At 60.0% G+C, this 22,071-nt stretch carries 19 protein-coding genes; 16 read left to right on the forward strand and 3 right to left on the reverse strand.

Annotation, left to right across the window (positions count from 1 at the left end; all coding sequences use genetic code 11):
* Window positions 1-32: 32 nt before the first annotated feature.
* From ONB25_03470 to ONB25_03535, 14 genes are all read left to right on the forward strand, one after another.
* The gene (locus ONB25_03470; GenBank protein MDZ7391947.1) at window positions 33-1,142 is read left to right on the forward strand and encodes a hypothetical protein; all 1,110 of its coding nucleotides are present in this window, start codon (window positions 33-35) and stop codon (window positions 1,140-1,142) included.
* A 30-nt stretch (window positions 1,143-1,172) separates the two neighbouring features.
* A complete protein-coding gene (locus ONB25_03475; GenBank protein ID MDZ7391948.1) occupies window positions 1,173-2,585 on the forward strand; it encodes a CCA tRNA nucleotidyltransferase in 1,413 nt (470 codons plus the stop codon).
* Window positions 2,586-2,746: 161 nt separating this feature from the next.
* Window positions 2,747-3,457, forward strand: a complete 711-nt coding sequence (locus ONB25_03480) for a YIP1 family protein (protein ID MDZ7391949.1) — start codon at window positions 2,747-2,749, stop codon at window positions 3,455-3,457.
* Between the two features lie 27 nt (window positions 3,458-3,484).
* Window positions 3,485-4,870, forward strand: a complete 1,386-nt coding sequence (locus ONB25_03485; protein MDZ7391950.1) for a TolC family protein — start codon at window positions 3,485-3,487, stop codon at window positions 4,868-4,870.
* Window positions 4,867-5,346: a hypothetical protein gene (locus tag ONB25_03490; protein MDZ7391951.1), complete on the forward strand. Its 480-nt coding sequence runs from the start codon at window positions 4,867-4,869 to the stop codon at window positions 5,344-5,346. Before ONB25_03485 ends, ONB25_03490 begins: the two co-directional genes overlap by 4 nt.
* Before the next feature lie 31 nt (window positions 5,347-5,377).
* Complete coding sequence (locus tag ONB25_03495) at window positions 5,378-6,664, forward strand: efflux RND transporter periplasmic adaptor subunit (GenBank protein MDZ7391952.1); 1,287 nt, start codon at window positions 5,378-5,380, stop codon at window positions 6,662-6,664.
* A gap of 75 nt (window positions 6,665-6,739) precedes the next feature.
* Window positions 6,740-7,417, forward strand: a complete 678-nt coding sequence (locus ONB25_03500) for an ABC transporter ATP-binding protein (GenBank protein MDZ7391953.1) — start codon at window positions 6,740-6,742, stop codon at window positions 7,415-7,417.
* A 25-nt stretch (window positions 7,418-7,442) separates the two neighbouring features.
* Entirely contained in the window at window positions 7,443-8,672 is a 1,230-nt protein-coding gene (locus tag ONB25_03505; protein MDZ7391954.1) for an ABC transporter permease, read from the forward strand.
* A gap of 16 nt (window positions 8,673-8,688) precedes the next feature.
* On the forward strand, window positions 8,689-9,912 hold the full coding sequence (locus tag ONB25_03510) for an ABC transporter permease (GenBank protein ID MDZ7391955.1): 1,224 nt from the start codon (window positions 8,689-8,691) through the stop codon (window positions 9,910-9,912).
* A 33-nt stretch (window positions 9,913-9,945) separates the two neighbouring features.
* Complete coding sequence (locus ONB25_03515; protein MDZ7391956.1) at window positions 9,946-10,284, forward strand: STAS domain-containing protein; 339 nt, start codon at window positions 9,946-9,948, stop codon at window positions 10,282-10,284.
* Between the two features lie 9 nt (window positions 10,285-10,293).
* Complete coding sequence (locus tag ONB25_03520) at window positions 10,294-10,863, forward strand: pentapeptide repeat-containing protein (GenBank protein ID MDZ7391957.1); 570 nt, start codon at window positions 10,294-10,296, stop codon at window positions 10,861-10,863.
* 377 nt (window positions 10,864-11,240) lie between these two features.
* A complete protein-coding gene (locus ONB25_03525) occupies window positions 11,241-14,375 on the forward strand; it encodes a TonB-dependent receptor (GenBank protein ID MDZ7391958.1) in 3,135 nt (1,044 codons plus the stop codon).
* 44 nt (window positions 14,376-14,419) lie between these two features.
* Window positions 14,420-17,518 carry a hypothetical protein gene (locus ONB25_03530; protein ID MDZ7391959.1) on the forward strand — a complete coding sequence of 1,033 codons (3,099 nt, stop codon included), beginning with the start codon at window positions 14,420-14,422 and terminating at the stop codon, window positions 17,516-17,518.
* 56 nt (window positions 17,519-17,574) lie between these two features.
* Window positions 17,575-18,627, forward strand: a complete 1,053-nt coding sequence (locus ONB25_03535) for a PorV/PorQ family protein (protein ID MDZ7391960.1) — start codon at window positions 17,575-17,577, stop codon at window positions 18,625-18,627.
* Window positions 18,628-18,896: 269 nt separating this feature from the next.
* On the opposite strand, the gene ONB25_03540 is transcribed toward ONB25_03535, so the two are convergent.
* Both ONB25_03540 and ONB25_03545 read right to left on the reverse strand, forming a co-directional pair.
* Window positions 18,897-19,067 (reverse strand): hypothetical protein, encoded by a 171-nt coding sequence (locus ONB25_03540; protein MDZ7391961.1) that lies wholly within the window; start codon window positions 19,065-19,067, stop codon window positions 18,897-18,899.
* A gap of 61 nt (window positions 19,068-19,128) precedes the next feature.
* On the reverse strand, window positions 19,129-19,677 hold the full coding sequence (locus tag ONB25_03545; protein ID MDZ7391962.1) for an RNA methyltransferase: 549 nt from the start codon (window positions 19,675-19,677) through the stop codon (window positions 19,129-19,131).
* A gap of 107 nt (window positions 19,678-19,784) precedes the next feature.
* Between ONB25_03545 and ONB25_03550 the strand changes: the two genes are divergently transcribed.
* Window positions 19,785-20,372, forward strand: a complete 588-nt coding sequence (locus ONB25_03550) for a phosphoesterase PA-phosphatase (GenBank protein ID MDZ7391963.1) — start codon at window positions 19,785-19,787, stop codon at window positions 20,370-20,372.
* Between the two features lie 18 nt (window positions 20,373-20,390).
* Window positions 20,391-21,431, forward strand: a complete 1,041-nt coding sequence (rtcA, locus tag ONB25_03555; GenBank protein MDZ7391964.1) for an RNA 3'-terminal phosphate cyclase — start codon at window positions 20,391-20,393, stop codon at window positions 21,429-21,431.
* A 64-nt stretch (window positions 21,432-21,495) separates the two neighbouring features.
* On the opposite strand, the gene ONB25_03560 is transcribed toward rtcA, so the two are convergent.
* A complete protein-coding gene (locus tag ONB25_03560; GenBank protein MDZ7391965.1) occupies window positions 21,496-22,071 on the reverse strand; it encodes a flavin reductase family protein in 576 nt (191 codons plus the stop codon).

Consider the following 22,071-nt stretch of genomic DNA (forward strand, 5'->3'; position numbering starts at 1 on the left):
CCCAAGCGACTAGAAGGTAACGAGAGGGCACTATGCCGATCATCGTGGTAAGAAAAGGGCAGGCCGCAAGAAAGGTGGTGTCAACACCAGTCGTCAAGGAGGAGTACCTGCAAGAGTACATCCGCAAGAACCCGGCTGTGATCCCCCTTGATGACATCCGGGAGAATATGCAGCTCCTGGTGTTCGCGCGCGAGTTTCCCACCCCAAGTGGGCCCATTGACGCCCTCGCCGTAGACGAGGAGGGGGCGCTCTACATCATCGAGACCAAGCTCTACAAGAATCCCGATAAGAGGCTGGTTGTGGCTCAGGTTCTTGACTATGGAGCCGCACTCTGGAACAGCTTCGATGATTACTCGGAGATGGAAACCAGGATCGACCAGATGGTCAGGGCAACTTCGGGCATGTCATTCCGAGAGACGGTAGCGGACTTTTTCGGACTTGATGAAGAGCAAGTGAAGATGGCCATGAGTCGTTTCGAGTCCGACTTGAATTCTGGTCGCATCAACTTTATTTTTCTCATGGACCGCATTCACGACGAACTCAAGGGCTTGGTCGACTTCATAAACGCCAATAGTAGGTTTAGACTCTTGGCCTGTGAGGTGGAGTTCTACAGGTACGAGGATCTGGACATTCTGGTGCCGAAGCTTTACGGTGCTGCGACAATCAGGCAGTCATCAGCGTCCGCTTCAAGAAGGCGGTGGGACGAGGCTTCGTTCTTCGAGGAGGTGAAGCGGCGTTGTGACGAAGCCGGTCAGGAAAGCATAAGGCGGTTATTCGAGTTCGCCCGCCAAACAGAGGCGATGATCGCCTGGGGGAGCGGTGCCGCTCGAGGGTCGTTCAATCCGAAGTATGAGCGAGTCAGCGCGAGATCCATCTTCACCGTGTGTTCCGATGGGGAGTTGCGAGTGAATTTCGGCTGGCTTGACGACAATAGGCAAACCCTCGAGTTTCGGAAACGGCTCAAGCAGCTGTTGGCGGAAAGGGCTGGGCTCACATTCCCGCCCGGTTGGGAGCGGACCTTTGTGCGTTTTCCCATCGAGCAGTGGAAAGATCGGGTCGCAGACATAGTCGCAGTGTTGGGGGAAATGCTCGGATCAGCTGCTCAGAAAACGAGGCCAGAGGAAGCCGAGTCGGCTCGTTGATTGGTGCACCGGATATTCCTGAGAAATCACGTGACGACCGAGGAGATACTCGCCCAAGTAGGAGCGTTGGCTGACCAGAACGCCTTGCAAGTCTATGCAGTTGGCGGTTTTGTCCGTGACCGACTGCGTGGGGTCAACGGCGTGGACATCGACTTTGTCGTGGTAGGCGACGGCCCTGGCTTTGCGCGCTTGGCTCTGCAGAGGCTGGGGGGCAGCGGCTTTGTGGTCTATGAAAAATTCTGCACCGCCTCTTTCCTGCTGCACGGCCACAAGCTGGAATTCGTCTCCGCGCGGGCAGAAAGCTACCAGCCCACCTCGCGTAAACCACTTGTCCGGAAGGCCTCCTTGGCAGACGACTTGGCACGACGCGACTTCACCATTAACGCCATGGCTCTGTCGCTCAACCGCGCCTCGTGGATGGAGCTTGTCGACCCCTTTGGCGGCCAGGAGGATTTGCGGCAACGGATCATCCGCACCCCCCTCGATCCAGAGGAGACCTTCCAAGATGACCCGCTGCGCATCATGCGCGCCATCCGCTTCGCCACGCAGCTGGATTTTCGTCTGGAAAAGCAGACTAAAGCGGGCATCGCTGCCATGCGCGAGCGGCTGAGCATCGTCTCTCAGGAGCGCATCACCGAAGAGCTGCGCAAGATCATCATGGCACCGCGCCCCTCCATCGGCTTCAAGTTGATGGATGAAACCGCCCTGCTCCCGCTCGTCTTGCCGGAGATCAGTGCCATGAAGGGGGTAGAGCAGATCGGACGTTATCACCACAAGGATGTGTTTCTCCACACCTTGAAGGTACTGGACAATGTGGCCGCCGTCAGCGATAGCTTTCCCCTCCGCTTTGTGGCGCTGTTTCACGACGTGGCCAAGCCTCAGACCAAGGCCTTTGTGCCAGGGGTGGGCTGGACTTTTCACGGGCACGACGAGATCGGTGCGCGCATGATCAAGGGAATTTGCCGGCGGTTGCGTCTACCCGTGGAGGTGGCCAAGTACGCAGAGAAGCTCATCCGCTTGCACCTGCGGCCCATCCACTTGGCCGATGAAGGGGTCACTGACTCGGCCATCAGGCGACTGATCGTGCAGGCCGGGCCAGAGCTCGACGACCTGTTTGTCCTCTGCAGGGCGGACATCACCTCCGGCAACCCGGCGCGGGTAAAAGCACATCTGGCCAATTTTGACTACCTGGTGCAGCGCATGCACGAAGTAGAGGAAAAAGACCGCATGCGCGCCTTCCAGTCCCCGGTACGCGGGGAGGAGATCATGGCCGTGTGCGGCATTGGCCCGGGACCGATGGTGGGTCGCCTGAAGAAGATGATCGAGGAAGCCATACTTGACGGACAGATCCCCAACGAGCACGACGCCGCCTATCAGTACCTGCTCTCTATCAAGGACGCGGTGCTTTCAGCCGCTACGCCCCCAAAAGGGCCCGCATCTTGAAAGAAACTTTTGTTTCCGTTTTTCGTCTTACGTTCTGGTTTGGCTCGTCGGGGAGGGCCCTGGCATGCAATATTTTGCCGGGGGGAGGGGTATATTTGCGTGAATAGCTTGCGGGTGAGGAGCTGTTGGTAGGAGTAGATACCACGCATGGAGGGTCTGTCATGGCAACAGGAGAGTCGACGGCAAAAGGGGGGTCTCTGCTGGGCACGCTGGTGAACATCTTTGTCAGTCCGCGGGAAGCCTACGAGGCGATCGATCGCCGGCCAACATGGGTCTTCCCACTGGTCCTCGTCTTGTTGTCGGCGTTGGTAGCCGCCATTTTCATCACTCCGATGGCTATGGAGGAGCGGATGGCGGAGCAGCGCGACAAGCTCATCGAGAAGCGGGGCATGACGCCTGAAGAGGCAGATCGGGCGCTGGAGGTAGGGGCCAAGATCGGCAAGATCACTGGTCCGGTAATGGCCCCCATCGCGACCGTGGTGGTACTTGTGGTGGTCACACTCGCTCTCCTCTTCTTGGGGAACGTGGTCCTGGGCGGGGCGAGCAATTTCAAGAAAATCTTTGCGATGTACACGTGGACGTCGCTGATCGGCGTGCTGGCCACCATAGTGAAGACACCGCTGATGCTCTCGCGGGGCACCGTCGATTTGCAAACCAGTCTGGCCGCGTTTCTGGACCCGGCGCAGAAGGGCACCTTTCTCTACCAGTTGCTGGCGCGGACGGACGTTTTCTCGTTGTGGGAGCTGGTACTGGTCTGCATCGGGATGGCGGTCATCTATCGCTTTACGACGAAAAAGGCGGCCACCGGTGTGGTGGCGCTCTACCTGGTCTATGCTGTGGCTGCGGCGGCCGTTACTGCCGCACTCACTTAAGCCAGCGGGGGTTAGAGGAGCAAGATCATGGCGAGGTGGCAGGTACTAGTTGGGTTATTGCTTGTAGTGGGGACGGTCGGCGCGCAGACGGTGGGGCGACCCCTGTCGCTGGAGGAGTGCGTCAACCTGGCGTTAGAGAACAACGCCAGTGTGCGCAAGGCGGCGCTGGGGGTTGACCTGGCGGAGGCCACGGTGTTGGGCACCTGGTCTGGGCTCCTGCCGCACGTCAACGCCGGCTTTGCCTCCGGCCGCTTCATCCAGGGAGACCGCATCCGCAAGATGGACGTTCCCGTGGGATATGACCCGCAGAGCGGCAAGGTCATCTACGAGCAGCGGGAGATCGTGCAGAAGGGCGTGGAGCGCAACAGCCACTACGCGCGCCTATCGGTGGCGCAGAACCTTTTCGATTGGGGGCGGAGCCTGAACCTCATGCAGCAGGCGCGCTCCCAGGAACGTGCTGCTGAGCAGGCTTTCCTTGCTGCGCGCGATGCCGTGGTGCTGGATGTGTACACGAAGTACTTTGCCCTGCTCAAGGCAGTGAAGCTCTTGGAGGTGTACCGCGAAGCCCTGCAGTCGGCCGAAGAGCAGCTGCGGCGCACCCAGAGCATGTTCGAGCTCGGCGCCGTGGCCCAGGGCGATGTGTACAAGGCCAAAGTGACCGTCGGTGAGGCAAAGATCAACGTCATCTCGCAAGAAAACGAGGTGCGCATGGCCAGGGGCAATCTAAACGTGGCAATGGGACGCAACCCGGACGCCGAGCTGGCGGTGGTAGAAGTGGAGGTCGTGGAGACGCCTTTCCCGCACACCAGAGAGCAAGTGCTGGAAATGGCCATTGCCAACAACCCCGAACTGCGCCAACTGCGGCAATCGTTGGAGGCAGCGCGCCTCGGAGTGCGAGCGGCTAAGCTTGCGTACCTGCCCACATTCTCCCTCGGCGTGACCTACTCGCGCGACAATGAGTTTTTCGACAAGGTCTACTCCAAAGACCTGAAGCGCGATTACTACCTCACGGTGGGCATGCAAGCGGACTTGAATCTGTTCCGGGGATTTGCCGACAAGGCTGCCGTGGAGCGCGAGACGGTCTCGTACCGCAGCGCGCAGGAGGACCACGCAGACAAGCTGCGGCAGCTTGCGCTGCGGGTGGACCAGGCATTTCTCTACCTCGAAGCCCTGCGGGAGATTGCCGAAATCAACCGCGCTAACCTTGTGGCGGCGGAAGAAGACCTTCGCCTTGCCGAGGAGCGCTACCGCGTAGGTTCTGGCACATTGCTGGAGATCAACGACGCGCGAGTGGCGGTCACGCGTGCCAAGCAGATCGTGGTGGGCACCAGATACGATAGCCAGGTCGCCCGCGCCACCCTCGAGGCGCTGATGGGAACGCTGGGCACCGAGGCGACCAGAGGACGCACATGACTCGGGAGACTCGACTGCAAAGGTTCACCGCGCCCAGGAACAGAGGGGCCATAGTGCTTGTTCTCTTGGCCTTCCTGACCTCGGTGGGGTGCGAGAAGATCGAGAGCGAAGGCGGAGGCGTAATCTCCCCGGCCAAAGATGCACCGTACATCATTGAGTGTGTCACCTGCGTGGCGGTGGACACACAGTCGAACCCGGTTATGGTGACCTCCACGTTCGTCGTAGACGAGGCGGTGTATCTGTGGATCAGGTGGGGTAACTGGTACAAGACGCACGCCGTAAGCGTGAAGTGGTTTGACCCAGACGGGGAGCTGCAGGGGAGCTACGGGGAGGAGCTCACCTCCGACACCGGGTTTGCGGTAACCTGGTTCTTCATCGACACGGCAAGCTCGGCCCCCACCGGTGATTGGTGGGTGGAGATATACCTCGATGGGCAGTTCGTGCGCAGTCAAGTCTTCAGACTCATCTCGGGTTAGCTGCAAGTGGCCTACAGGTGGAGACGTGCTCATGACGAAAAAGAAAAGAACGGTGGTGTTCCTGCTGGGACTGGTGGCAGTGGTGGTGGCGGCCGTGGTGTTGGGGAGCCAGTCGGCAAGGAAGAAGGCTGTGGAGGTGACGGTGGCGCCGGTCAAGCGTGGCACCATCACCCAGGTGGTCTCGGGTTCAGGCAAGGTTCAACCCGAACTGAAAGTGAACATCGCGGCCCACGTCGCAGGCAAGATTGTGGAGTTGCCGGTGCGTGAGGGGCAGCAGGTGAGGCGCGGGCAGCTGCTGGTGCGCCTGGAAAAGGAGCAGTACCAGGCTGCCGTGGAAAGAGCCCGCTCCACCCTCAAGTCGGCCCGGGCCAATCTGACCAAGACCCGCGCGGAGTACGAGCGTGCCAAGGAGCTCTACGCCCAGAAGCTGACCTCTTTGGCCCAGTTGCAGACAGCTGAGGCGGCGCTCATGCTGGCCGAAAGCGAAGTGGAGCAAGCACAGGCGTCCCTGAACCAAGCTGAGGATAACCTGGACAAGACCACGATCACCTCCCCCATTGACGGTACAGTCATCAAGCTGAACAAGGAGGTCGGAGAGATCACGCTCGGTTCGCAGTTCCAGGCGGATGTGATTATGGAGGTGGCTGACCTGGAGCGGATGGAGGTAGTGGCCGAGATCGACGAGAACGATGTGGTGGACGTGGTGCAGGGGCAGAGTGCCCGCATTCAGGTGGACGCCATCCCAGATACCGTGTTGCGCGGGAGGGTGCGCGAGGTTGCCCATACTGCCATCACCCGCGGCCGCGGCACGCAGGAGGAAATTACCAACTTTGAGGTCAAAGTCTCGGTTGTGGACCGCGTGCCCCAACTGCGACCAGGTATGTCGGCCACCGTGGAGATCGAGACTAAGAGCAAGGACCAAGCCCTCTACGTGCCGATTCAGTGCATTACGATGCGCAGCCCTGAGGATACCACGCAGATCGCACAGGCACGCAGCACCACGTGGCGACGCAAGAAGGGCGGCACCAGAGATGAGAGCATGGAAGGGTTTGGCCCACCCCCCTCGGCAGACGAAGAAAGCAAGAAGACGCAACCAGCTCCCAAGCAGATCCAGGTGGTCTTTGTCGTGGAAAACGGGGTAGCAAAGATGCGGCCCGTGGTCACAGGTATTAGCAGCGAAACGGATATCGAGATCGTCAGTGGCCTCAACGAAGGGGAGCAGGTAGTGAGTGGGAGCTATCGCGTCCTTTCCAAGGAGCTCAAGAACGGCACGGCAGTCAAGGTAAGTTCAGGCAAGCCCGCCTCAAAGAAAAAGTGACCGCTTTGAGAGCCACTTTGGGTAGGGCCGACTACGATGCCTCTCCACATGGCAGAACGGTTGAGGTGAACGATGTTGATCCAGCTTGAGAACGTGGTCAAAATCTACGAGGTAGGCGCTGAACGGGTGCACGCACTGCGCGGAGTGTCCCTGCGCGTGCAGGAGAATGAGTACCTGGCCATCATGGGACCGTCCGGTTCAGGGAAGTCGACCTTGATGAACATCCTCGGCTGTCTGGATACGCCCACCTCTGGCCGCTACCTTTTCAAGGGGCACAACGTGAGCACCATGGACGATGACCAGTTGGCGGCCATTCGCAATCGCGAGATTGGCTTTGTGTTCCAGACCTTCAACCTTCTGCCGCGTGCCAATGCCTTGCACAACGTGGAGTTGCCCCTCATCTACAACGGTACGCCTGCAGCAAAACGGCGCCGGCTGGCCGAGGAGGCGCTGGCCAAAGTGGGATTGGCTGATCGCATGCATCATCGTCCCAATGAACTCTCGGGTGGCCAGCGCCAGCGAGTGGCCATCGCGCGCGCCCTGGTGAATAGGCCTTCCCTAATCCTTGCCGATGAGCCTACAGGCAACCTTGACACCCGCACTGGTCAGGAGATCATGGACATTTTCGAAAAACTCCATGAGGCGGGCAACACCATTATCCTTGTCACCCACGAGGAGTACATTGCCGAACATACCAACCGCATTGTCCGCCTGCGCGACGGAATGATCGAGCGTGATGAAGCGGTGAACTGAGCGGCAGGAGTGCTGAGAGGAACGCATGATTCGGCTTGCCACCGCCTTATGGGAGAGCACCCGCCTTGCTCTCCAAGCCCTGTGGGCGCACAAGATGCGCGCCTTTCTGACCGTGCTGGGCATCGTCATCGGCGTTACCACCATCACCGGGATCGTCTCCGTTATCCAGGGGCTCAATAAGGCCGTCTACTCGCAGATCGCGGGCTTGGGTGCGGACTTGCTCTATGTACAGAAATTCCCGTGGGTGTCAGGTCGGGAGTTCTACAAATACCGCAACCGGAAGGACATCACCACCAAGGAGGCTGACGCGCTGAAACGGTTCTGCCGGCTGGCCTCTGTGGTCTCCCCGATGACAGGTACACGGCGCACGGTCAAATATGGTAGCACAAAGCTATCTAATGTCACTATTTATGCGGTCGAAGCGAACTACAAGGACGCGGCAAATGTGCTTCCTGAATACGGCCGTTTCCTGACGGAGACGGACGTGGAACGGCGGCATGCGGTGTGCGTGATCGGGCAAGAGGTTGCCAGCCGTTTGTTTGAGCGACAAGACCCCATCGGGCGCCGCATCACCGTGGGCGACTACAAGTTCACGGTGGTTGGAGTGCTGGAAAAGCAGGGAGAGGTGCTGGGACGCAACAACGACATCGTGGTCCTGGTGCCGCTCACTATCTTTCAGAAGCTCTACGGGTCGCGGCGCAGTTTGACCATTTTGGTGAAGGTGGTGGACGCCTCGCGTCTGGAAGAAGCGGAGGAGGAGATTATTGGCATCCTCCGGCGCGTGCGCCGCGTTCCTCCAGACAAGGAAAACGACTTTGCCATCAACCGACAGGATATTCTGGAAGATCTGTACAAAAACCTCACCCGTGTGCTTTATGCGGTGGCCTTTGGCATCGGGGCGCTGTCGCTGCTGGTGGGCGGGATCGGCATTATGAACATCATGCTGGTTTCGGTGACGGAGCGGACGCGGGAGATCGGTATCCGCAAGGCGATCGGCGCCCGGCGGTCCGATATCATGATGCAATTTCTGGTGGAATCGGTGGTCATCAGCGCGCTGGGCGGCCTCATCGGGTTGGGGCTGGGGTTTGGGGTCGGCATGCTGCTCGGGCGTCTGCCGGTGTTGCAGGCCACGATTGCGCCCAGCGCCATCGTGCTGGGGCTGGGCTTTTCCTGCGGCGTGGGCATGTTCGCCGGATTGTATCCAGCGTGGAAAGCATCGCGCTTGGACCCCATTGTCGCCTTGCGCTACGAATAGCAACATCAGGAATGCTATGGATCTGCGCGAAAGCATTAAGATGTCGGTGAGCGCCATCAGCGCCAACAAGTTTCGCTCCATCCTTACGGCGCTGGGGATTATCATCGGCGTGTTCGCCGTCATCGGTATGCAGACCATCATCCAGGGCCTAAACAACTGGTGGGAGCGAGAGCTCTCGGTGCTGGGGGCCGACACGTTCCAGATTCGCAAGTACCCGGCAGTACAACTCGGCGATTCCTGGCAGAAGTATCGCAATCGCCGCAACATCACGCTTGAGGAAGTGACGGAGTTGCAGCGTCGGGCCACTCTGGTCAGCGTGGTCTCGCCGGTGGTATTTCGGTTTGGCGCCACTCTGCGCCATGGTGACAAGAAGACCAATCCAGACATCATAGTCTATGGGGGGGATCAGTACCGCCAGGAGGCGGATGGGCAGTTTGTGCGCGAGGGTCGGTTTATCACCGAGACCGACGTGGAGCGGCGTCGGCAAGTGTGCGTGATCGGCACGGACCTGGCGGAGCAGCTTTTTCCATTCCAGGAGGCGGTTGGAGAGGAGATCCTCATCGATGGGCACCGCTGCACGGTGATCGGCGTGCTGGAGGAAAAGGGCTCAATCTTCGGTCAGAGTCAAGACGCTCACGTCATCCTGCCCATTTCCACCTTCGGCAAGTTCTATGGGATGAACCGGAGCGTGTACGTCGATTGCCGGGCGGTACGGCCGGAGCTGCTGAACCAAGCAATTGAGGAGGTTACCGGCATCCTGCGGGCGGTGCGTCGAGTGCCACCAGGCGAGCCAAACGACTTTGAGATCATGACCAAGGACTCGCTGATGGAGACCTGGCAGAATGTGACCAGGGTGGTGTTTGTGGCCGCGCTGGTCATCTGTGGCATCTCCTTGCTCGTGGGCGGCATCGGCGTGATGAACATCATGCTCGTATCGGTCAGCGAACGCACGCGCGAGATTGGCATTCGCAAGGCAGTAGGCGCACGGCGGCGCGATATTTTGGGGCAATTCCTGCTGGAGGCCGTGTTGCTTTGCGAATTTGGCGGGATCATTGGTGCCGCCTTAGGTGTGGGCGTAGGGCTGCTCATCGGCGCGCTGACGCCACTGCCCGCCGCAGTGCCGGTGTGGGCGGTGCTGCTGGGCCTGGGCTTCATCTCGCTGGTCGGGATCATCTTTGGCATTTACCCGGCCGCCAAGGCCGCTCGCCTCAACCCTATTGAGGCTTTGCGCTACGAATAGCTCAGCGCGAGAGGGGCACTTCCGGGAGGAGCTATGGAGCTTGAGGAAAAACGAGTGGGCGAAGTGTTGGTGGTGACGATGCGCGGCAAGCTGATGGGCGGCAAGGATGCCGAGACCTTCCGCGAGATGCTTTACCGTGCCATCAGCGACGGGATTGTCAATGTTCTCGTGGACATGAGCCAGGTCTCCTGGATGAATAGTTCCGGCCTGGGTATGCTCATCAGCGGCTTGACCACGATGCGGAGTGCTGGGGGAGACCTGCGGCTCATCGGTCTCACTGAGGGGACGCGGCGCCCGCTGGAGATTACCCGCCTGGATGCCGTGTTCCAGGTGTTCGCCAGTCAAGAAGAGGGGCTGCGCAGCTTCGCGTAGGAGGACCCTATGGCAGAACTGACACGGGAGGAGATCCTGGCGCGCGTCCGGCGCGGCCAGTCACTGGCCGGCATGGACCTCAGTGAAGCCGACCTTTCCTATGAAGACCTGCGGGGCGTAGATCTTCGGGACGCCAACCTCACCGATGCCCACCTGCAGAACGCCAACTTAGAGCGGGCCGACCTGCGAGGGGCAAACCTGACCAGGGCCTTTCTTTTCGGCGCCAATCTCAACCGTGCCCGCCTTGACGGCGCAATAATGACGGATGCCAATCTCCAGGACACAAACCTCGAGGTAGCCTCAGCGGTGCGGGCAGAGATGAGCAGATGTGCGCTTTTCGGTGCGCATGGGGCAAAGGCGAATTTTCAGGGCGCAAACCTCTCTGAGGCTCGCTTGAAGCGGGCAAGCCTGAAAGGGGCCAATCTTGCTGGCGCAAACCTGAAGGGTGCCCATTTGGAGCGCGCCGACCTCAGCGGCGCAGACTTGCGCAATGCCGACATGCGCGGCGCCCACGTGGCCCATGCCACGATGGATGGGGCCAACACGCAGGGAGCGTTGACGCAGGACCTCCACACTTAAACGACACATAGGGGGCCTTCGGCCTGGAGCCCGTCCTCCCTTCCTGGCTGCATTCTCCCTTCCTACTCCGCGTCGGACCGGCCTTGTTTTCCCTCCCCCTCATCGCACAATCCTGCATTTTTTTCTTGACAAAATGTGGGAAAATCCTTATTATTGAGCAGAATTCATTTCCTCCCAAAAAAGGAAAAGGCTATTAGCAGGAGCTGCCAGACCCATGCCAATAGCCCGCTGTGCCATAGCTGAAGGGGCGGTGTCCCCGAATCCGGGTGTGGATTCGCAGGAGAAGACCGCCCTTTTTGTTTTGGCACATCATTAAGACGCACAAAGGGAGGAAAAAGTTGCAAAGTTTTTTCCACCAAACAGAGGAGGCGTATCCCGTGAAACGAGCACACACAGTCCTGGCATTCGGGCTCGCCTTGTTACTGGCGATGCCCCTGGCGTTGTTTGCCGGCACCACGGGCAAGATCGCCGGGTATGTCAAGGATAAGGAGACGGGTCAACCCCTGCCCGGTGCCAACGTTTTCATCGAGGGCACGAAGATGGGGGCAGCCACGGACGCCGACGGGTACTACTTCATCATCAATGTGCGTCCCGGCGTGTACCGGTTGACCGCGACCATGATGGGGTACCAGCGGGAGACCGTCACGGGCGTACGGGTGAGCGTGGACCTGACCACCAAGATCAACTTTGAGCTGAGCCCCACGGTGATCGACATGGGCAAAGCGGTGGAAGTCACGGCTGAGCGACCGCTCATCGAGCCCTCGGTGACGACCAAACGCACCACGGTCACCGCGGAGGTGATCACTAACATGCCCGTGCGCTCGGTGCAGGACATCATGACCCTGCAGTCGGGTATCACGGTCATGGAGGGTTACCAGAACAAGATCGCCGGCTTTGAGGCGCGCGGTTTAGACCAAACGCACGTGCGCGGCGGCAGAAGCGGTCAGATCGCCTACATGGTCGATGGCATGTACGTGGAGGATGCCATTTATGCCGGCATGGGGACCACGGTCAACAGGGAGGCCATCGACGAGCTCACGGTCATCACGGGCAATTTTGATGCGGAGTACGGCGAGGCACAATCGGCGGTGGTGAATATCGTCACCAAGGAGGGGCGCGACTACTACTCCGGCATGGCCGAAGTGACCAGCGGCGAGGTGGCGGGTTGGTTGGGTTCGAAGAGCGACGACCTCCGCAATGCGCACCAGGTGATCGGCTCTTTCGGCGGCCCGGTGCCTTTCGTCAAAGGGCTCAGCTTCTTCCTCTCGGGCTCACAGGGCTATCGGAAGTACGCGGTGCTGGAGTACGACCAGCACACTTACGATCCCACACCGCTAAACTGGCTGTTGGACCACCCAGATGATCCCCGCTACAAGAAGATTCAGGAGCAAATCGCAGCGGGCATTATTACCGAGGTCACTGACATCAACAAGCTTCGAAATCATTCCACCTACCGCTATGTCGGCGATGTGATGCGGCATTGGGCCACGGGCGCTTGGCGCAAGGCGTGGGCGTGGAAAGCGGACTGGGGCGAGGACCGGAAACCCAATACGAAAGATGCAGGCGAAGGCGACGGGATCAATGAATTGATCCGCTGGGACGATACGGCAGGATGGATGGCGTTCGGCTTCAATTCTGACTATGACTTTGCCGGCAAGCTCTCCTGGCGCATCAACCCCAGCATGAAGTTGGTCTACACCCACCGCCAGACGCAGAGGCGCTTCCGCTACTTCGATGACTTCTGGCGTTTCGCTGAGCAGGGCATCCACATCGTCACCGACCAGACTGAGCAGCAGGGTTTGATCTGGACCCACCAGGTGAGCCCCAAGCTGTTCTACGAGCTGCGCGGCTCGCGCTTTTGGAAGCATCGGCGTTATCGGGTCTATGGGCCAGACGGGCACGAGCTGACTGCGGGTCACTCCGAGCTCTTTCGTGATGCATTCCTGCAGACCTGGATCGAGCGCTTCCAGCAGGAAAATGGTCGTAGGCCCACCGAGGAGGAGATCCAGGCTCGCCAGGAGCAGATAGCCCGGGAATGGCCGGTCGTGCCGCAGGAGTATCCGGACCGCACGTCCACCGGCGGCTTTGCCTGCGACCTGACGTTTGTGCGGGTGGACACCATCACGGAACACGGCGTGCAGGTACCGCGCTACGTCTACTATGGCTACACCACGCAGTACTGGACGCGAAACTTCCAGCAGAGCTTCGAGCTGTCTGGGAGCCTCACCTGGCAAGCGCACCGGAGCCACCAGGTCAAGATCGGTGGTGAGTACAAGACATTTGGTTTTGACAAGAATAGCCTCCTGGGCAAGTTGGCGGGCGGCGAGTCCGGCGGCCTCTTCTTCCTGGAGCTGCAACACCCATACATCGCTAACCCGTACGTTGAGTACTATCACACCCACCCGGTGGAGATTGCGGCGTTCATTCAGGACAAGATGGAGTTTGAAAACCTGATCGTCAACGCGGGCATCCGTTTCGATTATGCGGACTCCAAGGGGCGGGCCTGGGCGAACTGGGAAGACCCGACTTCGCCGATACAGACCGGGAGGAAAAAGTGGCAGTGGAGCCCGCGGTTGGGCATCGGCCACCCCATCACCGACCGGGCCACATTCCACTTCGCCTATGGCCATTTCTTCCAGGTGCCTGACTACCGCGACCTGTACACGAATCAGACGCTGAACCTGAACTCGCCCCTGCCGTTGTTCGGCTGGGCGCATATGGATGCGGCGCGCACCGAGGCCTATGAGTTGGGTGTGGATCAGCAGATCGGCGACAACTGGAAACTCAGTGTCGCAGCCTGGGCCAAGGAGAATAACGGCGACCCAGGCAGCTACCGCATCACCGGCTTTGACCCGGATAGCTTAGGTCTGTACAGCTACTCCATCATCCACAACAGCGACTTTGGCAGCTCCAAGGGCATCGATATCAGCCTGGAGAAGCGCTTTAGCGACAACTACTTCGGCACGCTGGAGTACACCTACTCGGTAGCCAAGGCGAACAAGTACTACTCCTGGGCGGGCTATTGGGATGGCGACACCGAGGCCAATCGGCCTAAGAAGGAGTACCTGATGCCCTGGGACCAGACGCACGTGATTGACATCAACGCCGGCTATGCCTTGGGGAGAGGGCAGGGACCCAAGATTTTCGGGGTGCGGCCGTTTGAGCGGACCACGTTGCAATTCATCTTCCGCGGCTCAAGTGGCTACCCGTACACGCCTACCGTTGGCGGGCAGGCCCTGGAGCCCAACACGGCGCGGCGCCCCTGGAGGATGACCCTGGACGGAGTGTTCCGTCGCGACTTTGTCCTGTTTGGTCGGCTGCGGGCCGCGCTGGTGGCACGAGTGTGGAACATCCTGGACCGCAAGAACGTGCTCACGGTCTACTCTGAGACGGGAAGCCCCACCGACCCCGGACCGACCATGAGCCGCACTGCCTACAGCACTCAGTACGACCGCCCGCACTGGTATGGCGAACGGCGACGCATTGACCTGGGGCTGCGCTTTGAGATGTAGGCGACAGCGAGGTTCGGTAGAAACACAACCTCAGGAGATAGCCGATGAAACGACAAGCATTGGTGTCGCTCGGTCTGATGTTAGTGGTGGCGCTGGCCTGGGCCGCTGACTTCAAACAGCAGCAGGGTAAGGGTCTGCAGAAGGCGCTCCACAGCCGCGACATTGCCGTGGCCATATTGGACGTGGGCAAGGTGCAGCATGCCGCGTTCAACGACGGGCGCCTGTCCACATGGGATTACCGACCACAGGTACCGGCGTTCTTTTACAAGGGGTGGTCCTATGTACCTGACCTTTTCCCCATGCTGGGCATTCCGGATGGCCCTTGGGCACCGCGGCGCTACGATCCGGTCAAGGGTGATACAGTCAGTATGGGCGCCACTGTTTCCGAGACAAACGTGGCAGATGATTGGGGCCCCAAGGCCGGCTCTTATGGGAAACTCCACTCGGGAGAGGTGACAGTCGGGGACGTCATGGCCAATGCCCCCTCCAGCATCAAAGGGCTGCCCATCGTCGCCACCAGCACGATCGAGGCGTCGTGGCCCAAAGATGCCAGCGGCAACCGCTTCTGGCCTGGGCCGTGGGCGCGGGATCCGAAGACGGGTGAAACTATTGTCGGTAAGTTCACCTCGGACAAAGACGTCTTCTTCGTGATGAACGACTATGACCTGAACAACGTGGGCCAGCGCTACGCGGAATCGGACGGTCGCTTGGATCAGGGCTACGCGACTGGCATTGACGTGGAGGTGACGGCTTACGCCTACGGTCGCTCCTATGCCGAAGACTTTATTTTCTTCCCCTGTCGGATTATTAACAACAGCCACAAGATCGACCCACGCGGTATCGGCTATGACTACAAGGGCGTCTATTTCGGCTTCTACATCGATGCCGACCTGCCGGAGTACAACCTCACCACCACCTACAATGACCGGATGGATTGGATGGGGTTCTTGGTGTCGGAATATGATGCCAAGAAGGACACCACTTACCGCTACAACACGGCGTACTTCTACGACTACCGCTGGGGCACCGGAGACTTTAGCGGCGTTGCGGACCCCGCAGCGTGGAAGGTCTACATCGGTCTGAAGCTTCTGGAAACGCCCAAGGCCCCGCCGGGTGGGGTGGATCTTGACAAGGATGGCATCATCGACATCCCCGAGGGGCAACAACTTGGGCTGACTGATTGGCACTGGTTCAACTGGGAGCAGCGTCCGGGGGTGCTGACCCCTGACAAGCAGGAGCTTGAGCAGTACAAGCTGATGAGCGGTGACACCTCGAACCTCTCCGTGGAGCAGCAGGACAACTATTTCTGGCCGGATCCGACAGGGAAGCTGAACCCCCACCTGGATTCGCCGGAGTTGATTAGGGAAAAGTTCCCCACAGGCTTGGACTGCGTGTTCATCATGAGCACTGGGCCTTTCGACCTGGCAGTGGGCGACACGACAACGTTTAGCTTCTGCATGATCGCTGGCGACGATTTTGAGGACTATAAGTTCAACTGCCGTAACGCCCAGTTTATGTATGAGCTTTTCTACCAGGGCGCCGATCCTCCTTCGCCGCCGCGGGTGACTGCGGTGCCTGGCGACGGCAAAGTGACCCTCTACTGGGACAGCAGCGCCGAGGAGTCGCGGGACCTCATGACGGGGGCAAAGGACTTTCAGGGCTACCGCATCTATCGCACTACGTCCAACCCGGCGAACAACGAATGGGGGGAGATCATTCGCGACGGATTAGGGAATGCCGTCGGCTTTGTGCCGGTAGCGCAGTTTGACATCAATGACAACGTGAGCGGCCTGGACCCCAACTATCCGCACCTGAATTTGGGTAACAATAGCGGGCTTGTTCACTCGTGGACCGACAACAACGTCAAAAACGGGGTCACCTACTGGTACAGCGTCACGGCCTACGACCGGGGAATCAGCCTGGCGCGTGGCGATTCTCTGGCTCTGGCTGGGTGGGCAGACCTGAACTCTTTGGAGTGCGCCAAGGGCGTAAACCCGCAGGCGGCGCCGAATCTGGTGGAGGTAACTCCAGGTAAGACCCCGTCGAACTATGTGGCACCCACCATCGCGGTGGAGGCGCTCCCTGGCGCCTATTCGGGTAACACGGTGACCGCGACAATTTTCGACCAGTTCGCGATAACTGGGCACTCCTACCTGGTCACCATCGACGACAGCAAACCCGGCGTCAAGTACTACGACGTGGTGGATGAGGTGACGGGGCAGCAGGTGGTAGACAACGGGCCATTGGGGAGCACCGTGGAAAACCCGATATTCGACGGTCTGCAAATGAGGGTGGTGGAGCGCTTTAGCTCCATCCGCCTGGATCCGGATTCGGTCTACTGGTACCGGGGCCAGCGCAGCAACAAGTCGCCCTGCAATTGGCAGGTGACTGGCAGCCCTGCGGGAGATTTTCCCTACGACTATGAGTTCCGCTTCGTCAGTGAGCCCGACACGGCATTCCAGCCCGCGACCTACATCACGCCGTTCGAGATCTGGAATCTCACTCTGGGCAAAAAGGCGGCCTTTGGGCACTTTACGCCAAATCCGGCAGACACCACTGCGCAGATGAAAGCCACCTGGACCAGCGGTGACGAGCTGAAGCTGCGTGAGGTCCCCGAGGTGGGCAAGCCGGCCAAGTTTACCTGGACCTTCAAGTTGTCGGCTCCGCCCCCGCGCATTGACAGTACACTGGTGGGCGGCAAATGGGTGTACACAAAAGTGGACACCGGTGTTGCGCCTCAGACAGGCGACGTATTGCGCATTATTTCCGGCAAGCCTTTCTTGGGCAAGCGCGATAAGTTTCGTCTGAACACCTCGCGCTATGCGCTGCGCGAGGCGGAGAAGGCCGACTTGAAGAAGGTACGCGTGGTGCCCAATCCGTACATCATCTCTGCGCAGTGGGAGCTAGACCCTAACCAGCGGCTAATCCAGTTTACAAATCTGCCGAACAAGTGCGATATCCACATCTACACCATCACGGGTGAGCGGGTCTATACGCTGCACCACGATCACGAGACACGGAGTTGGGAATACTGGAACATGCTGAGCTTCAACCAGCAGGAAGTTGCGTACGGCATGTACATCTACGTGGTGGAGACGCCGAACGGGAACAAGGAGGTGGGCAAATTCGCTGTCATTCGCTGAGCATGAGCGACGGCGAGGGAGCGTTTACCACCTGGTGAAAGAGGAAGGAGCGGGTCATGAAAAAGTTCACCGTAATCGTGGCACTGGTGGTCATTGGTGCCTACCCAATGATACTGGCTGCCCAAGAGAACACGCGGGTGGGCACTTGTGCCGCACAATTCCTAAAGCTTGGTGTGGGGGCGCGTGCCGCAGCGCTGGGTGAATCGGGCACTGCGACTCCAGGCATCACCGGCTTGTATTGGAACCCTGCGGCCGTGGCGGCCGTGGACCGCCTGTCGGCGTTTTTCGCCTACTCGTCCATGTACGCCGGTCTCTCGCACAACTTCCTGGGGCTTGCCTACCCCCTGGGCGCCGGGAACACGGTCGGCGTAGGGATCACCTACATGACCTCCGACCGGATCGAGATTACCACCGTGGACATGCCCGAGGGGACCGGCGCCTACTACAGCCTCAGCAACTATGCGGTCTCCCTCACGTTCGCGCGTTACATGACGGATCGGTTGAGCCTTGGGGTGAGTGCCAAGTTCATCCAGGAGGGTATCTACCGGGAGAAGGCGCGCACCGTTGCGCTTGACTTGGGCTCGCTGCTGGACACCGGGTTGCTGGGCATCAAGCTGGCGATGAGTCTGTCAAACTTTGGCGGCAATATGCGCCTCTCCGGTCCTGACCTGCGGGTGAGCCATGAGCGCTGGCCAGAGTTCACTGGCAACCCCTCACGGTACGCGGACCTCAGTACGGAGGTGTGGCCTCTGCCGATGATTTTCCGCATGGGCATTTCCTCCAGTCTGGTTGGGATGGATGGCCAACTGGCCAAGAGCGCATCCAATGAGGTCACGGTGTACGCCGATGCAACCGACACCAATGATTCGCTCCTCCGGTCGAACTTTGGCATCGAGTATGTCTGGAACAATATCGTCGCGCTGCGTGCTGGGTATCGGGGCGTGGTGCTGGCCCATGACGAGCACGATACCTACAATACCTCCAGCTATGCCGCGGGTGCAGGCCTCCACTATGGCGTCGGGGGGTTGGACCTGACGTTAGACTACGCCTATACCGACTACCAAATATTGGGTAACACGCAGCAGCTGAGCGTGACGATCAGGTTTTAGCGCATCTCCTGGTGGTGAGGCCCACCGGCCTGAGGTCGGTGGGCTTTTTCTTTGCCGGTGCGCAGCTGACTCATCTCAACCGGAACTGTTACAGGTGGCCGGTGCCTCCCTTTGTAGCACTGGGGAATGGGGAGGGTTATTTGGCGCGACGGCTGTGCAGGTAGCGCGACCTCATGCGGCGAAGAAGTGGGTAGGCCGGTGGGAGGAACGCCAGGCCATGAGGGCAAATCTGGTCGGCTGGGGGCGACAGTTGTGCTGGCAGGCCTGTGTCAGGTACGCCAGCGACCAATGCCGAACACGCAGTACATCCCGATGCCCATAAGGGCACAGAAGACCACCACCGGCAAGGTCTCTGCGCGCTCGGCAAAGGCGAACAGATAGATCAGGCCAAGGAGGCTGATCGCAATGTAAATCACGCCCCGCGTCACAAAGTCCTTCATCCTTCCCTCTCATTGAGGCGAACCGACGGAGGCATGGGCGCAAGGGCCTTGTCGCTCTTGCTCACGTGCTCTGGTCAAACTGCGCATCGCAATGCCGCGCGATTTCGTACACTGCTATGCCAAAGGCCACACTGACGTTGAGCGATTCTTTGACCCCGGCCATGGGGATCTCTACTGCTATGTCGGCCAAAGCAACGACTTCCTCTGACACGCCATGATACTCGTGTCCAACCACCAGGCAAAGTGGGAACCGGTAAGGCGCGCGGCGGAAGTCGTAGCTGGAGTCGGTGTGCTCAAGGACCACAATCTGCACCCCTTGGGCTTTGAGGCCGGCTACTGCCTCTGCGGCCGAGGGTACGTACTCCCACGGGACGGCCTCTTCGGCGCCGAGACTGGTCTTGCGGATTTCGGCTCGCGGGGGACATGCAGTAATGCCGCAGAGGTAAAGTTTCGCCACCCCGGCGCCATCCGCCGTACGGAAGATCGCCCCTACGTTATGCATGCTCCGCACGTTGTCGGCGAGGGCGAAAATGGCCCGCCGAGCCCTTCCTTCCAGCGCGTTTGCAGAGCGGCGACGACTGGAGAGCTCCTCAGGCGTCAGTTTGCGCATATGTGCACTCCGCCCCTCAGGGGCACGGACAAGTTTCTCCTTGCGAAAAACGGCGGAAATTTGTAGTCTTTACCATGGTCGTGCACGCACCTGGTCAGGAGCCAAAAGTGGAACGGATTGCCAAGGTTATCTCGAATGTGACCATACCCACGGTGTTTTCTGCGATAGTCTTTCTCATCATCTCGCTGCACGCCGAGGCTTACTTTCTGCGTGGCGTTCTGGTGACAGTCATATGTTGGCTCACTGCCTCTGTGTTGCCAGCGGCCTATGTGCTCAGGTTGGTGCGACAGAAGCGCGTCAGCGACAAGCACGTGCCAATTCGCGAACAGCGCACGCGCCCGTACCTGGTGGCGACTGTTTGCTACGCCCTGGGTTTGGTTCTGGTCAAGGCGGTGGGAGCGCCCTTCCCGGTGTGGGGGCTTATGTGGTGCTATGTAGTCAATACTCTGGTCCTTGCGCTCATCAACTTGCGCTGGAAGATGAGTGCTCACGCCATGGGGGCCGCTGGAGCGCTGGCGGGTTTGACCTATGCCCTGGGCATGGCCGTGGCTCCCAGTTTTTTCCTCGTGCTGGTGGTGGGGTGGGCGCGGATTCGCCTCCGGGCCCATACAGTTGCGCAAGTGGTGGCGGGGGCCCTGGCCGGGGCGGGCCTCACATTCGTGCAACTTCACCTCCTCGCTCGACTTTTTGGGTAGAGGTGCACGGAGGCGACGATGGTTGTGCTTGACGGTTCCATGGGCGAAGGCGGCGGTCAGGTGCTGCGCAGTGCGCTGACCCTCTCGCTGCTCACCGGCAGGGCCTTTGCTATTCACAATATCCGCGCGCGGCGGCCGAAGCCGGGGCTGATGGCCCAGCACCTCAAGGCAATCGAAGCGGCAGCGGCTGTAGGCCAGGCACGGGTCGAAGGCGCGCACCTGGGCGCTACCAGCCTTCGTTTTCAACCTGGGGAGGTCATAGCAGGCAGCTTCCGCTTTGACATCGGCACTGCGGGCTCCACCTCGCTTGTGGCGCAGACCGTCGTGGTCCCCCTGGCGCGCTGCGCGGCAGGCTCGGTGCTGACCATAACCGGCGGCACGCACGTGCCGTGGAGCCCTTGCTTTCACTTCCTGAGCCTCCATTGGCTGCCGTTGCTTGCTGCGGCCGGCTTCCGCCTCACCATGGAGATGGAGCGGGCCGGTTTCTATCCCGAAGGCGGCGGGTTGATACGCGTGCAGATCGAGCCAGCCAGTGGTTTGAGGCCCCTGGTACGCACAGACCGCGGCGAGCTGCGCAGGGTCACAGGATTGTCCGCCGTGGCCGGCCTGGACGCCCGCATTGCCGAACGGCAACGGCAGCAGGCCCTCCGGCGGCTCGCGGAAATGGGCATTGCCGCAGAGATCGAACGCGTGGAGTTCCGGGCGCATTCTCGGGGCACCGTCCTGCTTCTCCTCGGCCAGTTTGCGGGCGGGCAATGCTGCTACTACGCCCTGGGCGCACCGGGCAAGCCCGCCGAGCGCGTGGCAGATGAGGCCGTCGAGCAGTTTGGCCGCTTTTTGGCTACCGATGCGGCCATAGACGAGTACGTGGCCGACCAGCTGGTTATCCCCCTGCTCCTTGTTCCAGACACATCCGAGTTCCGCACCGCTCGTGTTACCCGCCACCTTCTGACCAACATTGAGGTGGTTCAGGCCTTCCTTCCTGGCTCTGTTGAGGTGAGTGGCGAGGAAGGAAGCCCTGGCACCGTCCGCATAAAGGGCGCGGAAATCGGGCGCTGATCCGGAACCTTTTGCGAACCTGCCGAAGGAGTCCCACGCTACGACCCGACCACTGTTCGGAACCTCAAAGCGTAACGCTCCGTGGCCGCCGTACGAGCGATGTGGCGTCGGTGGTCACGTACGTGTCGGCACCGAGATAAAGAGTTGGATGCACGCGCTCCGGCCGCAGCGCCCCATTGTCGTCAAAGAACTCTTCTCGGAAGTGCACCGCCTCCACGCGGCCGACAAAGAGGTCATGGTCACCGAAGGTCGCCGTGCTCTCCAGGGTGCACTCCAGGATAGCATAGGCGTCGCGCAACCCAGGCGAAGAGATCACCTGGGAGGGCTCCAGCTCAAGGCCAAACCTTGCCACCTTGTCCACCTCGGTCCCTGAGATTCGACCGCACGAGTGAACCACGTCGGCCTTCTCATTGGGCAAGAAGTTGCAGGTAAAATTCCCCGCCTCACAAATGAGTCGATGCGTGAAGCGCTTCTTGGCAATTGCCACAGCGAAAAGCGGCGGCTGAAAGGAAAGGGCCGTGTTCCAAGCGACGGCCATGAAGTTGGTGTGCTGAGCGTGGCGGACGCCTACCAGGGTGACGTTCTTCGGATAGAAATAGAGAAACTTCTCCAAATTGGTGGTGACCCGCATTTCTCCCAT

The organism is candidate division KSB1 bacterium, assembly GCA_034506335.1.
In the GTDB taxonomy this organism is placed as follows: Bacteria; Zhuqueibacterota; Zhuqueibacteria; order JANLFK01; family Oleimicrobiaceae; genus Oleimicrobium.

Coding starts and splice junctions, on each gene's coding strand:
- ONB25_03470 (MDZ7391947.1), top strand. CDS start 33: ATGCCGATCATCGTGGTAAGAAAAGGGCAGGCCGCAAGAAAGGTGGTG.
- ONB25_03480 (MDZ7391949.1), top strand. CDS start 2,747: ATGGCAACAGGAGAGTCGACGGCAAAAGGGGGGTCTCTGCTGGGCACG.
- ONB25_03485 (MDZ7391950.1), top strand. CDS start 3,485: ATGGCGAGGTGGCAGGTACTAGTTGGGTTATTGCTTGTAGTGGGGACG.
- ONB25_03490 (MDZ7391951.1), top strand. CDS start 4,867: ATGACTCGGGAGACTCGACTGCAAAGGTTCACCGCGCCCAGGAACAGA.
- ONB25_03495 (MDZ7391952.1), top strand. CDS start 5,378: ATGACGAAAAAGAAAAGAACGGTGGTGTTCCTGCTGGGACTGGTGGCA.
- ONB25_03505 (MDZ7391954.1), top strand. CDS start 7,443: ATGATTCGGCTTGCCACCGCCTTATGGGAGAGCACCCGCCTTGCTCTC.
- ONB25_03510 (MDZ7391955.1), top strand. CDS start 8,689: ATGGATCTGCGCGAAAGCATTAAGATGTCGGTGAGCGCCATCAGCGCC.
- ONB25_03515 (MDZ7391956.1), top strand. CDS start 9,946: ATGGAGCTTGAGGAAAAACGAGTGGGCGAAGTGTTGGTGGTGACGATG.
- ONB25_03520 (MDZ7391957.1), top strand. CDS start 10,294: ATGGCAGAACTGACACGGGAGGAGATCCTGGCGCGCGTCCGGCGCGGC.
- ONB25_03530 (MDZ7391959.1), top strand. CDS start 14,420: ATGAAACGACAAGCATTGGTGTCGCTCGGTCTGATGTTAGTGGTGGCG.
- ONB25_03535 (MDZ7391960.1), top strand. CDS start 17,575: ATGAAAAAGTTCACCGTAATCGTGGCACTGGTGGTCATTGGTGCCTAC.
- ONB25_03540 (MDZ7391961.1), bottom strand. CDS start 19,067: ATGAAGGACTTTGTGACGCGGGGCGTGATTTACATTGCGATCAGCCTC.
- ONB25_03545 (MDZ7391962.1), bottom strand. CDS start 19,677: ATGCGCAAACTGACGCCTGAGGAGCTCTCCAGTCGTCGCCGCTCTGCA.
- rtcA (MDZ7391964.1), top strand. CDS start 20,391: ATGGTTGTGCTTGACGGTTCCATGGGCGAAGGCGGCGGTCAGGTGCTG.
- ONB25_03560 (MDZ7391965.1), bottom strand. CDS start 22,071: ATGGGAGAAATGCGGGTCACCACCAATTTGGAGAAGTTTCTCTATTTC.